The sequence below is a fragment of the Bradyrhizobium ferriligni genome (assembly GCF_056837965.1).
Genome location: NZ_JBXEJO010000075.1, coordinates 1 through 15640 on the forward strand (window position 1 = coordinate 1; position 15640 = coordinate 15640).

Below are 15640 nucleotides of genomic sequence, written 5' to 3' on the forward strand. Positions count from 1 at the left end.
CAGGCCGGACATATGGATGCAAGCGATCCGATCTCACCAAAAAGCTCTTGTGCCACGGGGGCCGTCCACATATGGGTCCCGGCCTTCGCCGGGACGACGTGGGAGGTCGAGGCGGATGCCTTCCTGAACGACGGGGACGACAGTTGAGGTTGAGGCGCGACCTGTCGTTTCAACCCCGCGCCGCGCGGTCCTTCTCGTTCTGGGCCTTGATCGACTCGCGCGCCTTGGTCCAGTCGTCGTCGCTCCAGTCGCGCAGCTGGTAGAAATTGCCGCCCATCGCGAGCGCCTGCGCGCCGTCCATGGCGATGGTCTCGCCGTTGATCCAGTCGCAGCCGCCGGAGATCAGGAACACGGCGAGGTTCTGCAATTCCTCCATGGTGCCGACGCGGCCCATCGGGTTCATCGCCTTGGTGCGCGCACCGGCCTCGTCGCCGGGCTTGATGCGCTTGCTCATGCCCTCGGTCGGGATCTCGCCGGGCGCGATGGTGTTGAGGCGGATTCCGTGACGGCCCCATTCGATGGCGAGCGACATGGTCATGGCGTGGATCGCCGACTTGCTCATCGCCGATGGCACCACGTAAGGCGAGCCGTTGCGCACCCAGGTCACGGTGATCGACACCACGTTGCCGCGATGCCCGCCGGCGATCCAGCGGCGGCCCACCGCGTGCGTCACATAGAAGGTGCCGTGCATCACGATGTTGGCGACCGCATCGAAGCCGCGCGGCGAGAGCTCTTCCGAACGCGAGATGAAATTGCCGGCGGCGTTGTTGATGAGATCGGTGAGGGGGCCGCTGGTGGTCCAGATCGCCTCGATCATCTCGTCGACCGCCATAGCGTTGCGGATATCGACGCCGTGGCTGACCACGCGCCCGCCATACTCGGCCATAAGCTCGGTCGCGGTTTCGTCGCAAACGCTCTTGCGGCGGCCGCAGATATGCACCTCGGCCCCGAGCTGCAGGAACCGCGAGGCCATGGACTTGCCGAGGCCGGTGCCACCGCCGGTTACCAGTATGCGCCGCCCGGCAAGAAGCTGATCAGAGAACATCGTTTCCTCCACGGGGGTTGTCAGTTAATTGGTCGATTGACTAAAAGCGGACAACGGCCTTTCTGTAAAGCGCCAACAAGGAACAGCGGAGGAGATTTCAATGGAAGATCGCGTTTCGATATCGATTTCGGACGGTATCGCCGATGTCCGCCTGGTGCGGGCGGACAAGATGAACGCGCTCGATGCCGCGATGTTCGAGGCATTGGTGGCCGCAACCGACCGGCTTTCCAGGGAAAAAGCCGTTCGGGTGGTGGTGCTGTCCGGCGAGGGCCGGGCGTTCTGCGCCGGGCTCGACATGGGCCGTTTCGCCGCCATGAAGGACGGCGGTAACGGAGTGCCGGGCGGCGAGAAGCGCGATCTCACCGTCCGCACCCACGGCAAGGCCAATTTCCCGCAGCAGGCGGTCTGGGGCTGGCGCCAGCTTCCGGTGCCGGTGATTGCCGCGGTCCACGGCGTCGCGTTCGGCGGCGGCTTCCAGCTCGCGCTCGGCGCCGACATGCGCTTCCTCTCGCAGGATGCGCGGATGTCGATCATGGAAATCAAATGGGGCCTTGTGCCCGACATGGCGGGCACGCCGATCCTCGCGAGCCTCGTGCGCGACGACATTCTGCGCGAGCTCACCTATACCGGCCGTATCTTTTCGGCGCAGGAGGCCCAAAGTTACGGCCTTGCCACCCGCGTCTGCGACGACCCGCGCGCCGCGGCGCTCGAGGTCGCGCGCGAGATCGCCGGCAAGAGCCCGGATGCGATCCGTGCCGCCAAGCGCATGCTCAACAATCTGTCGGTCGATCCGGCGGCCGCGCTGCTCGCGGAGTCGGTCGAGCAGCAGAAATTGCTCGGCAGTCCGAACCAGACCGAATCCGTGCGCGCCAATCTGGAGAAGCGCGCGCCAAGGTTCGCGGATGCGTGACGATGTGTAGCCGTCATGGCCGGGCTTGTCCCGGCCATCCACGTCTTTGTTGCGGCGGTAAAGACGTGGATCACCGGGACAAGCCCGGTGACGACGAAGGCAACGAGGCCGCTGACGAATAACGAAGAACAACACAGAAATGAGCGAAACGTCCCAGCCCTTCCTCGGCATCGTCAGCGGCGGTCGCCGGCGCGATCACGCTGCGGTGGCCGAGCGCGCCGACCGTATTGCCAGCGGCCTCAACGAGCTCGGCGTCAAGCCGGGCGACAGCGTCTGCATGCTGATGCGCAACGACATCGCCTTCATCGAGGCTGCCTATGCCGCGATGCGGCTCGGCGCCTATGGCGTGCCGATCAACTGGCACTTCAAGCCGGAGGAGATCAACTATGTGCTGACGGATTCCGGCACGCGCGTCCTGATCGGTCATGCCGATATGCTGCATCCGCTGCGCGGTGCGATCCCGCCCGGTGTCATCGTGCTCAGTGTGCCGACGCCACCGGAAATCCTCGCCAACTACAAGATCAATCCCGATCATCTGGCGACACCGGATTTCGCGATCGATTTCGAAGCCTGGCTCGCGCAATTCCCGCGCTACGACGGCCCGGTGGTGCCGCAGCCGCAGAACATGATCTACACCTCGGGCACGACAGGCCATCCGAAGGGCGTGCGCCGCTTCGCGCCGACGCCGGAGCAGACCGCCAATGCGGAAGCAATGCGCGCGATGATCTACGGCCTGAAGCCCGGCGCACGCGCGATCCTGCCGGGACCGCTCTACCATTCCGCGCCGAATTCCTTCGGCTTGCGCTCGGGCAAGCTCGGCGGCGCGCTGGTGCTGATGCCGCGCTTCGACGCGGAGGAGTTTCTGCAGCTGATCGCGCGCGAGCGGATCGACACCATCTTCATGGTGCCGACGATGTTCATCCGCCTGATGAAGCTGCCGGAGGAGGTGCGCCGGAAGTACGACATGTCGTCGCTGCGCCACATCATCCATGCCGCCGCGCCCTGTCCGCCCGATGTCAAGCGCGCCATGATCGAATGGTGGGGGCCGGTGATCTACGAGTTCTACGGCTCGACCGAGTCAGGCGCGGTCACCTTCGCCAATTCCGAGGACGCGCTGAAGAAGCCCGGCACGGTCGGAAAGATCTCGCCCGGTGCCGAGCTTCGCTTCGTCGGCGACGACGGCAAGGAGGTGCCGCAAGGCCAGATCGGCGAGATCTATTCGCGGATCAAGGGCAATCCCGACTTCACCTATCACAACAAGTCGGAGAAGCGCGCCGAGATCGACCGCCAGGGATTCATCACCTCGGGCGACGTCGGCTATATCGATGCCGACGGCTACGTCTTCATCTGCGATCGCAAGCGCGACATGGTGATCTCGGGTGGCGTCAACATCTATCCGGCCGAAATCGAGGCGGTGCTGCATGCCGTCCCCGGCGTGCACGACTGCGCGGTGTTCGGGATCCCCGATGCCGAGTTCGGCGAGGCGCTGATGGCGGTGGTCGAGCCGCAGCCAGGCGTCGCGCTCGACATCGCCTCCGTCCGCGCCCAGCTGAAGACTGCGCTCGCCGATTATAAGGTGCCCAAGCACATCGAGATCCAGACCAACCTGCCGCGGGAGGATTCCGGAAAGATCTTCAAGCGCCGGCTGCGCGATCCGTATTGGGAGCGAGCGGGGCGGAGGATCTAGCGCCACAAGACTCGCCGTCGTCCCGGGCAAGCCAACGGGTCGGCGCGAAGCGCCGCCCGATGACAGGCTCCGCGCGACCCGAGACCCATAACCACGGATGTCCCCGTTGCGCAGGCTGTGGCCCCGTCCGATGTCTACCTCGGACATCGGTGGTTATTGGTCCCTGCTTTCGCAGGGACGACGGCAGTGGTGCACCGCCACCAAGTTCATCTTGCGCTGCGGCAAAAAAAGCGCACACTCGGGAGGAGCCGGGCAGCCTCCGGAGTAGCGAAGCCATGTCTCCCCAGGTAATGCCTCCCCAGACCATGCCGTCCCAGACGGAAATCCGCGCCAAGCGTGCCGCGGAGGCCAGCCTTCTGGAAGCGACTGCGCAGGAGGAGGATGCGCGGCTGCGGAACGACATCCGCCTTTTGGGGCGCGTCCTCGGCGACACCGTGCGCGACCAGGAAGGGGCCGACGTATTCGACCTGGTCGAGCGCATCCGCCAGACCTCGGTCCGCTTCCATCGCGACGAGGACAAGCTGGCGCGGCGGGAACTGGAGAGCATTCTCGACGGCATGTCGATTGCCGAGACGCTGCAGATCGTCCGCGCCTTCAGCTATTTCTCCCACCTCGCCAACATCGCCGAGGATCAGAACAACATCCGCCAGATGCGCAGCCGCGGGCCGAGCGGGGCGCCGCGGCCGAGCACGCTGGAACAGACGCTGGTGCATGCCCGCCAGGCCGGTATCAGCCCGGCCGATTTGCGCAGCTTCTTCAGGAGCGCGCTGGTCAGCCCGGTGCTGACCGCGCATCCGACCGAGGTCCGCCGCAAGAGCACGATGGACCGCGAGATGGAGATCGCGGATCTGCTCGACCGCCGCGAGCGGCTGCAGATGACGCCGGACGAGAGCGAGGCCAGCGACGAGCAGCTGCGCCGCGCGGTGGTGACGCTGTGGCAGACCAATCTGCTGCGCCGGACCAAATTGACCGTGCTCGACGAGGTCGCCAACGGCCTTTCGTTCTACGACTACACCTTTCTGCAGGAAGTGCCGCGGCTGCATTGCGCGCTGGAGGACCGCCTGAACAAGGAGGGCGGCGAGGCCGGTGAACTCGCATCCTTTCTCAGGATGGGAAGCTGGATCGGCGGCGATCGCGACGGCAATCCCTTCGTCACCGCGGAGGTGATGCGCGGCACGCTGCGCCTGCAGTCGAGACAGGCACTCAACTTCTACCTCGAGGAGCTGCATGCGCTTGGCGCCGAATTGTCGCTGGCGGCGCATCTCGCCGACGTCTCGGACGAGCTGCGGAGCCTCGCCGAGCGCTCGCCCGACACCTCGCCGCATCGCAGCGGCGAACCGTATCGTCTGGCCGTATCGGGCATCTATGCAAGGCTTGCGGCGACGGCTTCTCGGCTCGAGGTCGAGACCACGCGGCCGCCGGTCGGCAAGGCCGAGCCGTATGCGAGCGCCAGGGAATTCCAGGCCGATCTCGACGTGCTCAACCGCTCGCTGATCGCGAACAATTCCAGCGTGATCGCGCGCGGCCGGCTGCGGCAGTTGCGGCGGGCGGTCGATTGCTTCGGCTTCCATCTGGCGCGGCTCGACATCCGCCAGAACTCGGCGGTGCACGAGCGCACCATTGCCGAGCTGTTCGATACCGCCAATCCGGGGATGTCCTATCTGGCGCTCGGCGAGGACGCCCGCGTCAGCCTGCTGCTCGCCGAGCTGCGCAATGCACGGCCGCTGGCCTCGCCCTTCGTGAAATATTCCGAGGAGACCCAAAGCGAGCTCGCCGTGTTCCGTGCCGCGGCCGAGGCGCATGCCAGGTTCGGGCCGGAAGTGATCTCCCAATGCATCATCTCGATGTGCCAGGGCATGTCCGACATGCTCGAGGTCGCGGTGCTGCTGAAGGAGGTCGGGCTGGTCAATCCGTCCGGCCGCAGCGCCGTCAACATCGTGCCGCTGTTCGAGACCATTGAGGATTTGCAGGCCTCCAGCGGCATCATGGACCGCATGCTGGTGCTGCACGATTATCGCAAGCTGGTCGACAGTCTCGGCAGCGTGCAAGAGGTGATGCTCGGCTACTCCGACAGCAACAAGGATGGCGGCTTCGTCACCTCGGGCTGGGAGCTCTACAAGGCCGAGATCGGCCTCGTCGAGGTGTTCGAGCGCCACGGCGTGCGCTTGCGATTGTTCCACGGCCGCGGCGGTTCGGTCGGCCGCGGCGGCGGGCCGAGCTATGACGCGATCATCGCGCAGCCCGGCGGCGCCGTGAACGGCCAGATCCGCATCACCGAGCAGGGCGAGATCATCTCGTCGAAATATTCCAATGCCGAGGTCGGCCGCAGCAATCTGGAAATCCTCGCCGCGGCGACGCTGGAAACCAGCCTGCTGCAGCCGCGGCAGAGCGCGCCGCGCCCCGAATATCTCAAGGCGATGGAGGAGATTTCCGCGCTCGCCTTCAAGGCCTATCGCGGCCTCGTCTATGAGACGGAAGGCTTCGCCGATTATTTCTGGGGTTCGACCGTCATCAACGAGATCGCGACGCTGAACATCGGCAGCCGCCCGGCCTCGCGCAAGAAGACCCGCGAGATCGAGGACCTGCGCGCCATCCCGTGGGTGTTCTCCTGGGCGCAATGCCGGCTGATGCTGCCGGGCTGGTATGGCTTCGGCAGCGCGGTCGAGAGCTGGATATCCGGGCATCCCGAGCAGGGCATGGCGTTCCTGCAGGAGCTCTACCGGGAATGGCCGTTCTTCCGCACACTATTGTCCAACATGGACATGGTGCTGGCGAAGAGCTCGATCGCGATCGCCTCGCGCTATGCCGAGCTGGTGCCCGACGTCGCGTTGCGCGAGAAGATTTTTGGCCAGATCCGCCGCGAATGGCACCTGTCGATCGAGACGCTGCTCGACATCATGGGGCACGACCGGCTGCTGCAGGGCAACCCGCTGCTGGAGCGCGGCATCCGCAACCGCTTCCCTTACATGGATCCGCTCAATCACGTGCAGGTGGAGCTGCTCAAGGAGTATCGCGCGCAGAACCCGGACGAGCAGGTGCTGCGCGGGATTCAGATCACGATCAACGGGATCTCGGCGGGGCTGCGGAATAGCGGCTAGCCGCAGCGTCGTCCCGGCGAACGCCGGGACCCATAACCACGACCGGGAGTGTTGCGAGAAGCTGGAACCCCAGCCTTTCAAACAATCGGCCACCGGTGGTTATGGGTCCATGCTTTCGCAGGGACGACAGCGCGTTTGCATCAACAGTTATGCGCGCCCTTCGTCTCCACATAGACCGCGTAGAGCGACTGGCTTGCGGTCATGAACAGGCGGTTGCGCTTCTTGCCGCCGAAGGTGAGGTTGGCGCAGGTCTCCGGCAGCAGGATCTGGCCGATGCGCTGGCCGTCGGGCGCAAACACCTGTACGCCGTCATAGCCCGGTCCGACCCAGCCGGCGCCGACCCAGATATTGCCGTCGACGTCGACACGCAGGCCGTCCGGGAAGCCTGACTTGCCGTCCAGCGTCATGTCGATCAGCGTGCGCGGGTTGGAGAGCTTGTCGCCGTTGAGGTCGTACTGCCAGACGATGTTCTTGGCGTTCGGGTAATGCGTGGTGCCGGTGTCGCAGACATAGACCTTCTTGTAGTCGTGGCTGAAGGCGATGCCGTTCGGCTTGAACGGCTCGTCGGCGACCTTGGTGATCTGGCCGGTCGCAGCATCGATGCGATAGACCGCTTCCTTCTGGTAGGGCTGCTTCGATCCGGTGTTGGCCAGTTGGCCCTCATAGATCGAGATCGCGCCATAGCCGGGATCGGTGAACCAGATCGACTTGTCATTGGGATGCACGACCATGTCGTTCGGCCCGTTGAGCTGCTTGCCATTGGCCTGTTCCGCCAGGGGCGTGACGGTTCCGTCGTGCTCGTAGCGCACCAGCCGGGTGCGCTCGGCGGTGATCTGGCGGCCCTCGAAATCGAAGGTCGAGCCGTTGGCCTCGTTCGACGGCTTGTGGAATTGCTCGGAGATGTGGCCGTCATCGTCGAGATAGCGCAACTGCCGGTTGGCCGGGATATCGCTCCAGACCAGATACTGGCCCTGCGCGTTCCAGGCCGGGCCCTCCGCCCACAGGCAGCCGGTGTAGAGCCGCTTGATCGCGGTGTTGCCGACCTTGGCCTTGAAGCGCTTGTCGTCGATCACGACGATGTCTGGATCGGGATAGCGCTGCGGCTCCGCGTTGGGGCCGAAGTCGCGCGCTGCGGCATCGGATGCGGCCATCGCGGTTGCAGCAAGCGCCGTTGCACCGCGCAAGATTGTCCGACGGTCGAACGCCTTCGCACCGTCGCCCTCGTGTTTCTGAATGTTGCTTGGATTTGTCACGAAAGTCCTCCCAGGCTTTTTTGTTATCGGGAGGACGATCATACCCCCGCAATTCTGGCACAATGCGGGCACGCCATGATGAAACAACCAAAGAGTGTGTCGCCCCCGCTGTTTCGCGGAGGCGACTAGTTCATAAAACTGTCAGATCGGATCGGAGGATCAGATCAAGTTCAGATCGGATCCCAGGTGAAGACGTCGGCCGAGCGGTCGAGCTTGGCGAACGATCCCTTCAGCGCGGGCATGCCGTGTTCGGCAATGGTCTCGGGCGTCCAGCCTTCGCCGCGATGAACCGAGCGCACCGGACGATGCTGGCCGAACAGGAAGATCTCGTTCATGCGCACGCCGAAGATCTGTCCGGTGACGTCCTTGGCCGCGTCCGACAGCAGATAGGCGCAGACCGGCGCGATCTTCTCCGGCCCCATCTGCTTGATCTTCTCGACGCGCGCCTTCTCGGCGTCGGTCTCGGTCGGGATGGTGCCGATCATGCGGGTCCAGGCGAACGGCGACACGCAGTTCGAGCGCACGTTGAAGCGGCCCATGTCGAGCGCGATCGATTTCGACAGGCCGACGATGCCGAGCTTGGCGGCGGCGTAGTTGGCCTGGCCGTAATTGCCGATCAGGCCGGAGGTCGAGGTGAAGTGCACGAAGGAGCCTGACTCTTGCTCGCGATAGATCCGCGCGGCGGCGTGGCTGACATAGAACGAGCCCATCAGATGTACCTTGATGACGGCCTCGAAGGCTTCCACGCTCATCTTGTGGAAGATCATGTCGCGCAGGATGCCGGCATTGTTGACGACGCCGTCGAGCCGGCCGAAATGATCGGTCGCGGTCTTCACGATCTTGCTGGCGGGGATGGCTTCCGCCACCGACTCGAAATTGGCGACCGCGGTACCGCCGCGCTTCTTGATTTCCTCGACCACCTCCTCGGCGGGTGCGGCGCTCGAGCCGCCGCCGTCGGCAGCGCCGCCGGGATCGTTGACCACGACCTTGGCGCCTTCTGCCGCGCAGAGCAGCGCGATCTCGCGGCCGATGCCGCGGCCCGCGCCGGTGACGATGATGACTTTATCCTGCAGTGATTTTGCCATGTCGGTTCTCCTGGTGTCTTGCTGACCTCGCCCCGCTTGCGGGGAGAGGTCGGATCGCATCGCAGATGCGATCCGGGTGAGGGGGACTCTCCGCGAGTCCGAGTATGTGTAAGCGGCCCCTCACCCCAACCCTCTCCCCGTAGGAACGGGGAGAGGGAGGAGGCGAGCAGCTCGCTCATTTCTCGTTCGTAAAGATGATCGTGCCACTTGCGGCGAACATGCCGCCGACGCCGTGACAGACCGAGATCTTCGCGTTCGGCACCTGCGCCGGCGCGATGCCGCGCATCTGCCGCACGCTCTCCTGCAGCGCGTACATGCCGTACATTCCGGAGTGCATGTAGCTGAGGCCGCCGCCATTGGTGTTGAGCGGCAGCTTGCCGCCGGGGCGGGTGTTGCCGTCGGCGATGAACTTGCCGGTCTCCTCGTACGGCATGAAGCCGAGGTCGCCGAGGCCGTAGAGCGGCAGATGCGCAAAGGCGTCGTAGATCATCAGATGATCGACGTCCTTCTGGGTGATGCCGGCCTCCTTGAAGGCGAGGGGGCCCGCCACCTTGAAGGCGCGCGATGAGTCGAACGTCTTCATCTGGCTGACCATCGGCGTCTCCACGCTCTCGCCGGTGCCGAGAATGTAGACCGGCTTGTTCGGGAAATCCTTGGCGCGGTCGGCCGAGGTGAGGATCAGCGCGCCGCCGCCGTCGGTGACGAGGCAGCATTGCAGCAGCCGGAACGGATAGGCGATCATCCGCGAATTCAGCACGTCGGCGACCGTGATCGGATCCTTCATGGTCGCGCGGGGATTCTTCGCCGCCCATTCGCGCTGCACCACCGCGACCATCGCAAGCTGCTCATGCGTGATGCCGTGGGTCTTCATGAAGCGCAGCACGGGAATCGGGAACATGCTCGGCGGCCCATAGACGCCGAACGGCGATTCGAACTGGCCGTTGAGGCTGTCGGCCGGCGTGAAGCGCGGCTGCTTGCCGATCATCGACTTGCCGCTCTCGGCATGGGTGATCAGCACGGTCTTGCAGAGGCCGGCCTCGATCGCGGCGGCGGCGTGGCGGACATGCAGCATGAAGGAGCAGCCGCCGACGGAGGTGCCGTCGACCCAGGTCGGCGTGATGCCGAGATAGTGCGCCATCTGCTGCGGGGTCTCCACCGCGGTAGCGAAGCCGTCGATGTCGGACAGCTTCAGGCCGGCGTCCGCGATCGCATTCAGCGCCGCGTCCGCGTGCAGCTGGATCTGCGACATGTTCGGGATGACGCCGAGTTCGGTGGTTTCGGCCGCGCCGACGACGGCAACCTGGTTCCTGCGCATCACATTACCCCTTTGCCGGACGGAACAAAGGAAGGGTGATCTTGTCGTCGAGCGCCTCGAAGGCGACCTCGAGCGGCATGTCGAGTTCGAGCGCTTCCGGCGTCTGCGGACAATCGATGATGTTGCTCATCATGCGCGGGCCCTCGTCGAGCTCGACGACCGCGATCGCATAAGGCGGCGTGAAGCCGGGCGCGGCGGGACGGTGGTTGATGACGTAGCTGTAGAGCTTGCCCTTGCCGCTGGCCTTGAAGATCGAGACCTTGCGCGAGGCGCAGGAGGGGCAGAACGGCCGCGGCGGAAAGTAGACATTGGCGCAGGCATCGCAGCGCTGCAGGCGCAGCTCGCCGGCCTTGGTGCCATCCCAGAAATGCTGGGTCTCCGGTGTCGGCTTTGGTTTCGCGCGCGCGGGCTCGGCCATGTCTGATGTCTCCTCCCGAAATCGTTACGATCTTGATGCGCCATTGAACCAAGGCCCGTCAACGGACCATCCATGCTCCGCGCAGCGGCCTGTGTCCCGCGCATGCCGCATATTCCGCCCCTCGCACAATTGCTAAGGCCGCGATGCTTGTGTCGCTCCGATCCGGCGCGTAGAAGGGCCGCGTCCAAGATACGTCGAGACACGTTCAAGATAGCCGGGAGGAACATATCATGCTGAGGATCATCGGCGCGGCACTCGCTGCCAGCCTCGCATTTGCCACGCAGGCGATGGCCGCCGACGCACCGTCGGAGATCAAGATCGGCACGCTCTATGCGTCGTCGGGGCGCTACGCCTCGATCTCGATGCCGGTCTACAGCTCGTTGAAATTGTGGGTCGAACAGAAGAACGCCGAGGGTGGCGTGTTCGTGAAGGCGTTCGACAAGAAGATCCCGATCAAGCTCGTCTCCTATGACGACCAGAGCAACACCGCGACCGCCTCGACGCTTTATAATCAGCTCGTCACCCAGGATAAGGTGGACCTCCTGGTCGCCGATTCCGGATCGGTGCTGACGGCGCCCGCGGTTGCGATCGCGCGCGACCACAAGATGTTCCTGTTCGACCAGACCGGCACCGGCGCGAGCTTCTTCTCCAAGGACAATCCCTACATCGCACTGATGGCCGATCCGGTGTCGACGGTGTGGCCGAAGCCGGTGGCTGATTTCATCAGCCATGACGGCCCGGGCCTCGGCATCAAGAAGGTCGCCATCCTGTATTCGACCAACGAGTTCACCGGCACTCAGGCCAACGCGTTCCGCAAGTTCGTCAAGGAGTCCGGTGCGCCGATCGAGATCGTCTATGACCAGGGCGTTCCGACCGAGACCACCAACTACAACGTCATCATCAACAACATCAGCAACGCCAATCCGGACGCGGTGATCCATTTCGGCTATGCGCCGAACGACATCGCCTTCCTGCGCAACGTCCAGGACGTCGGCACCAAGTTCAAGATGCTGTTCGCGATCTATGCCGGCCTCGAGACCGAATTGCTCGAGAAGAATGTCGGCGCCAAGGGCCTCGAGCACATCTGGACCTATGTGCCGCCGTCCGAGCTGGACTATCCCGTCAATTTCGGGATGAACATGAAGGATTTCCGCGCCGCCTGGACCAAGAAGTACAACGACGGCAAGATGGAGTTCGGCTTCAACGCGGTTGCCGGCTACACCACCGCGCTGGTGATCGAGAAGACGCTGTCGGTCGCGACCAGCCTCGAGCAGATGGAGCTGCGCCGCGCGGTGTTCTCGCTCAGCGGCCAGCTCAAGACGCTGGACGGCACCTTCGCGCTGGACGAGACGGGCGGCCAGATCGGCGAACTGACGCCGCTCGGCCAGCTCACGGTCGACGAGCACGATCACATCAAGTTCGTCTCGATCTATCCGCACGAGACCGCGACCGGCAAGCCGATCTATCCGGCGCCGTGATGCAGGTGAGGGCGGCAGGCGTAACCTTCGGCGGCGAGCGGTAGCATGACCTATGCGCTCGTTGCCGGCGTGCTGTTCGGGCTGTATTTCAGCCTGGTCGGCATCGGTCTCAATCTCGTGTTCGGCGTCATGCGCATCGTCAACCTTGCGCATGGCGACATCCTGATGCTCGGCGCCTTCATCGCGCTCGGCGTGGTCGGCATCGCCGGCGTCGACCCGCTGTTCGCGGTGCCGCTGGCCTTCGTGGTGTTCGTGCTGGTCGGCGTGCTGCTGTACTGGGTGCTGGTGCCGCGGCTGCAGGGCTCGGCCAATCCGGAAATGCTGTCGATCATCCTGTTCTTCGGCCTGTCGCAGGTGATCGAAGCCGTCACCACGATCTTCGCTGGCACCAGCGAGCGCTCGATCCAGAGCCGTCTGCTCGGCACCGTGTTCACGACCATCAAGGTGAAGTGGTTCGGCGGCAAGGCCGGCGGAGCAGGGCCGATCCAGATCTTCGGCCAGGGCTTTCCCGCGCCCTGGGTGATCGCGGCCATCACCAGCCTGATCGCGATCGCGCTGGTCTACCTCTATCTCTACCACACAAGGCTCGGTACCCTGACCCGTGCGGTGATGTCACGCCGCGACGAGGCGCTGGCGACGGGCATCGATGTCGACCGCGTCTCGGCGGCGGCGTTCGGCATCGGGCTTGGCATCGCGGCGGTCGCCGGCGTGTTCGCGCCCTTCATGTTCGGCTCGGTGACGCCGGCGTTCGGCGCCGACGCGACCGTGACGTCGTTTGCGATCGTCGTGCTGGGCTCGCTCGGCAATCCGCTCGGCACCGCGCTCGGCGGTGTCGTCTACGGCCTGTGCTACATGCTGGTGCAGACCTATCTCAGTTCCTGGGCCGACTTGCTGCCCTATGTGTTGTTGATCGTGATCCTGTTGTTGCGCCCGAGCGGTCTGCTCGGAAGGCGGGTGCGCGTTGCATAATGCCTCGAAGCACCTGCTGTTCATCCTGGCGCCGCTGGTCGTGGTGTTCGCACTGCTGCCCGGTGTCTATCAAAACCATCTGCTGCTGTTCAACTTCGTGATCTTCCTGATCCTCGCGCAGGGCGTGAACATCATCTATGGCTTCACCGGCTATCTGCCGTTCGGCTATGTCGGCTTCTTCGGCGCCGGCGCCTATGGCTTCGCCATCATGGTGATGCATCTGCAGACGCCCGCACCGCTCGCCGTGCTGGTCGGCGGCGTCGTGGCGGTTGCGCTCGGCCTGTTGCTGACGCCGCTGCTGCGGCTGTCGGGCGCGTATTTCGCGATCGCCAACCTCGCGGCCTCGCTTGCGGTGCTGCACTTCGTCGCCAACCCGGCGCTGGAAGGCATCACCAAGGGGCCGTACGGCGTGTCGCTTACCGGCACCTTCAACCCGACCCACGCCTACTATGCCGCCGTCGTCGTGATGGCGCTGACCGTCGGTGCGGTGGTCTATCTGAGGAACTCGCCGTTCGGGCTGGCGCTGCAGGCCGTGCGCGAGGACGCGGTGTCGGCCTCGATGGCCGGCGTCAATATCGTGAAGATGCGGGTGATTGCCTGGCTCGCCTCGGCGCTGGTCGCGGGCCTCGCCGGTGGCATCTACGCTTGGTACGTCTCGGTGTTCTATCCGGACAACGTGTTCTCCGGCGAGTTCAGCATCTTCGCGATCGTGTTCGCGCTGTTCGGCGGCGTCGCCACCATCACCGGACCGATCGTCGGCGTGCTGATCCTCTACGGCATCTACAATCTGATCGGCTTCACCACGCCGCAATACTTCCAGCTGATCTATGGTCTCCTGATCATGGGCCTGGTGCTGTTCCTGCCCTCTGGACTGGTGTCGCTGGCAACCCGCAGGGGGTGGCATGTCCCCTGAGAAAACCCCGATCCTCAAGGTCTCGAAGCTGGTGAAGCGCTTCGGCGGCTTCCACGCGCTCGACGGCCTCAGCTTTCACGTCGTGCCCGGCGAGATCCTCGGCCTCGTCGGTCCGAACGGCTCCGGCAAGACCACGGCGATCAACGTGATCTCCGGTCTCTATGCGCCGGACGGCGGTGAGGTCGTGTTCGACGGTGCGACCGCCGGCGGCGTCGCCTCGCACAAGCTCGTTCACCGCGGCATCAACCGCACCTTCCAGGTTCCGAAGCCGTTCCTGTCGCTCACGGTGCGCGAGAACATCCAGGTTGCGCTGGCCTATGGCGGCGCGACCGGTGCGCCGTCGATCGCCGAACTGCTCGAGGATTTCAGGCTGAAGGAGGTTGCCGACCGTCCGGCCGCCGATCTCAACAGCGCGCAGCAGAAGATGCTCGATCTGACCCGTGCGCTCGCCACGCGGCCGCGGCTGTTGCTGCTCGACGAGCTCGCGGCCGGCCTCAACCCGGCGGAGCTCGACTGGATCGCCGGCCGCATCAAGGTCTTGGCCGCGACCGGCATGGCGATCATCGTGGTCGAGCATCTGATGGGCTTCATCGAGCAGATCACCGACCGCGTCATCGTGCTCAATGCGGGCAAGGAGATCTTCGAGGGCACGCTCGCGACCGCGGTGCGCGAGCCGCAGGTGATCGAGGTGTTTTTGGGAGGCGAGCATGCCCACTGATGCGATGCCGCTTCTGGACACGAGGGGCGTCGATGCCGGCTACGGCACCATGCAGGTGTTGTGGGGCGTCGATCTCGACGTCCGCCCCGGCGAGACCGTGCTGCTGCTCGGCGCCAACGGCGCGGGCAAGACCACGTTCCTGAAGTCGCTGGTGGGCCTGATCGAAGCCCGCAGCGGCCACATCAAGCTCGGCGGCGAGGACATCACCAGGATGCGCTCGTCGGACCGGATGAAGCGCGGCATGACCTACATGTCGGAGCTTGCGGTGTTTCCCGACCTGTCGATCGAGGAGAACATCCGCGTCGGCGCGCAGGCGCTCGGCCATGCCAACCCGAGCGCGCGGGTTGACGAACTGTACGGCCTGTTCCCGGTGCTGCGCGACAAGCGCCGCGATCCCGCGTCCAGCCTGTCCGGCGGTCAGCGCAAGATGCTCGGCATCGCCAAGGCATTGTCGGCCGAGCCGAAGCTGCTGGTGATGGATGAGCCCTCGGCCGGGCTGTCGCCGCTGTTCGTCAAGGAGGTGCTGCGCGCCCTGTCGAGCCTGCAGGGCCGCGGGCTGGCGCTCTTGATCGCCGAGCAAAATATCGGTTTTCTTGAGATTGCCACCCGCGTATTCGTGCTGGAAGGCGGGCGGATCCGCTTCTCCGGCACGGTTGCCGAGATGAGCGGCAATGAAGAGCTACACCGTGCGTACTTCGGATTGAAGTGATGCGAGGTCGGGGGCTGGCGCACACTGGAAATCCGCCCCGGT

At 64.8% G+C, this 15640-nt stretch carries 13 protein-coding genes; 8 read left to right on the plus strand and 5 right to left on the minus strand.

From position 1 onward, the window contains the following. Window positions 1–169 precede the first annotated feature (169 nt). Complete coding sequence (locus AC1VNY_RS33890) at window positions 170–1045, minus strand: SDR family oxidoreductase (protein ID WP_225641612.1); 876 nt, start codon at window positions 1043–1045, stop codon at window positions 170–172. Between the two features lie 100 nt (window positions 1046–1145). Between AC1VNY_RS33890 and AC1VNY_RS33895 the strand changes: the two genes are divergently transcribed. The 3 genes from AC1VNY_RS33895 to ppc all read left to right on the plus strand — a co-directional run bounded on the left by AC1VNY_RS33895 (window position 1146) and on the right by ppc (window position 6740). Continuing rightward, window positions 1146–1955: a crotonase/enoyl-CoA hydratase family protein gene (locus AC1VNY_RS33895; RefSeq protein ID WP_482408438.1), complete on the plus strand. Its 810-nt coding sequence runs from the start codon at window positions 1146–1148 to the stop codon at window positions 1953–1955. A 139-nt stretch (window positions 1956–2094) separates the two neighbouring features. Next, the gene (locus tag AC1VNY_RS33900; RefSeq protein WP_482408439.1) at window positions 2095–3642 is read left to right on the plus strand and encodes an acyl-CoA synthetase; all 1548 of its coding nucleotides are present in this window, start codon (window positions 2095–2097) and stop codon (window positions 3640–3642) included. A gap of 290 nt (window positions 3643–3932) precedes the next feature. Next, window positions 3933–6740: a phosphoenolpyruvate carboxylase gene (gene ppc, locus AC1VNY_RS33905; protein ID WP_482408464.1), complete on the plus strand. Its 2808-nt coding sequence runs from the start codon at window positions 3933–3935 to the stop codon at window positions 6738–6740. Between the two features lie 140 nt (window positions 6741–6880). Here the strand turns inward: ppc and AC1VNY_RS33910 are convergent, their stop codons facing one another. From AC1VNY_RS33910 to AC1VNY_RS33925, 4 genes are all read right to left on the minus strand, one after another. Continuing rightward, a complete protein-coding gene (locus tag AC1VNY_RS33910) occupies window positions 6881–7993 on the minus strand; it encodes an SMP-30/gluconolactonase/LRE family protein (protein ID WP_141339454.1) in 1113 nt (370 codons plus the stop codon). Window positions 7994–8163: 170 nt separating this feature from the next. Next, window positions 8164–9078, minus strand: a complete 915-nt coding sequence (locus AC1VNY_RS33915; protein WP_028338734.1) for an SDR family oxidoreductase — start codon at window positions 9076–9078, stop codon at window positions 8164–8166. Between the two features lie 175 nt (window positions 9079–9253). Further along, complete coding sequence (locus AC1VNY_RS33920) at window positions 9254–10393, minus strand: thiolase C-terminal domain-containing protein (RefSeq protein WP_482408440.1); 1140 nt, start codon at window positions 10391–10393, stop codon at window positions 9254–9256. 4 nt (window positions 10394–10397) lie between these two features. Continuing rightward, on the minus strand, window positions 10398–10811 hold the full coding sequence (locus tag AC1VNY_RS33925) for a Zn-ribbon domain-containing OB-fold protein (RefSeq protein WP_044537232.1): 414 nt from the start codon (window positions 10809–10811) through the stop codon (window positions 10398–10400). A gap of 230 nt (window positions 10812–11041) precedes the next feature. Between AC1VNY_RS33925 and AC1VNY_RS33930 the strand changes: the two genes are divergently transcribed. Genes AC1VNY_RS33930 through AC1VNY_RS33950 form a run of 5 tightly spaced genes read left to right on the plus strand, consistent with a single transcriptional unit; the run spans window position 11042 to window position 15598 of the window. Then, window positions 11042–12289 carry an amino acid ABC transporter substrate-binding protein gene (locus AC1VNY_RS33930; protein WP_482408441.1) on the plus strand — a complete coding sequence of 416 codons (1248 nt, stop codon included), beginning with the start codon at window positions 11042–11044 and terminating at the stop codon, window positions 12287–12289. A 45-nt stretch (window positions 12290–12334) separates the two neighbouring features. After that, window positions 12335–13258, plus strand: coding sequence for a branched-chain amino acid ABC transporter permease (locus AC1VNY_RS33935; RefSeq protein ID WP_092083307.1), 924 nt, complete (start codon window positions 12335–12337; stop codon window positions 13256–13258). Further along, window positions 13251–14171 carry a branched-chain amino acid ABC transporter permease gene (locus AC1VNY_RS33940; protein ID WP_482408442.1) on the plus strand — a complete coding sequence of 307 codons (921 nt, stop codon included), beginning with the start codon at window positions 13251–13253 and terminating at the stop codon, window positions 14169–14171. The genes AC1VNY_RS33935 and AC1VNY_RS33940 overlap by 8 nt, the downstream gene beginning before the upstream one ends. Further along, complete coding sequence (locus AC1VNY_RS33945; protein ID WP_482408443.1) at window positions 14161–14889, plus strand: ABC transporter ATP-binding protein; 729 nt, start codon at window positions 14161–14163, stop codon at window positions 14887–14889. The genes AC1VNY_RS33940 and AC1VNY_RS33945 overlap by 11 nt, the downstream gene beginning before the upstream one ends. Then, complete coding sequence (locus tag AC1VNY_RS33950; RefSeq protein WP_482408444.1) at window positions 14879–15598, plus strand: ABC transporter ATP-binding protein; 720 nt, start codon at window positions 14879–14881, stop codon at window positions 15596–15598. The genes AC1VNY_RS33945 and AC1VNY_RS33950 overlap by 11 nt, the downstream gene beginning before the upstream one ends. The last annotated feature ends 42 nt before the right edge of the window (window positions 15599–15640 follow it).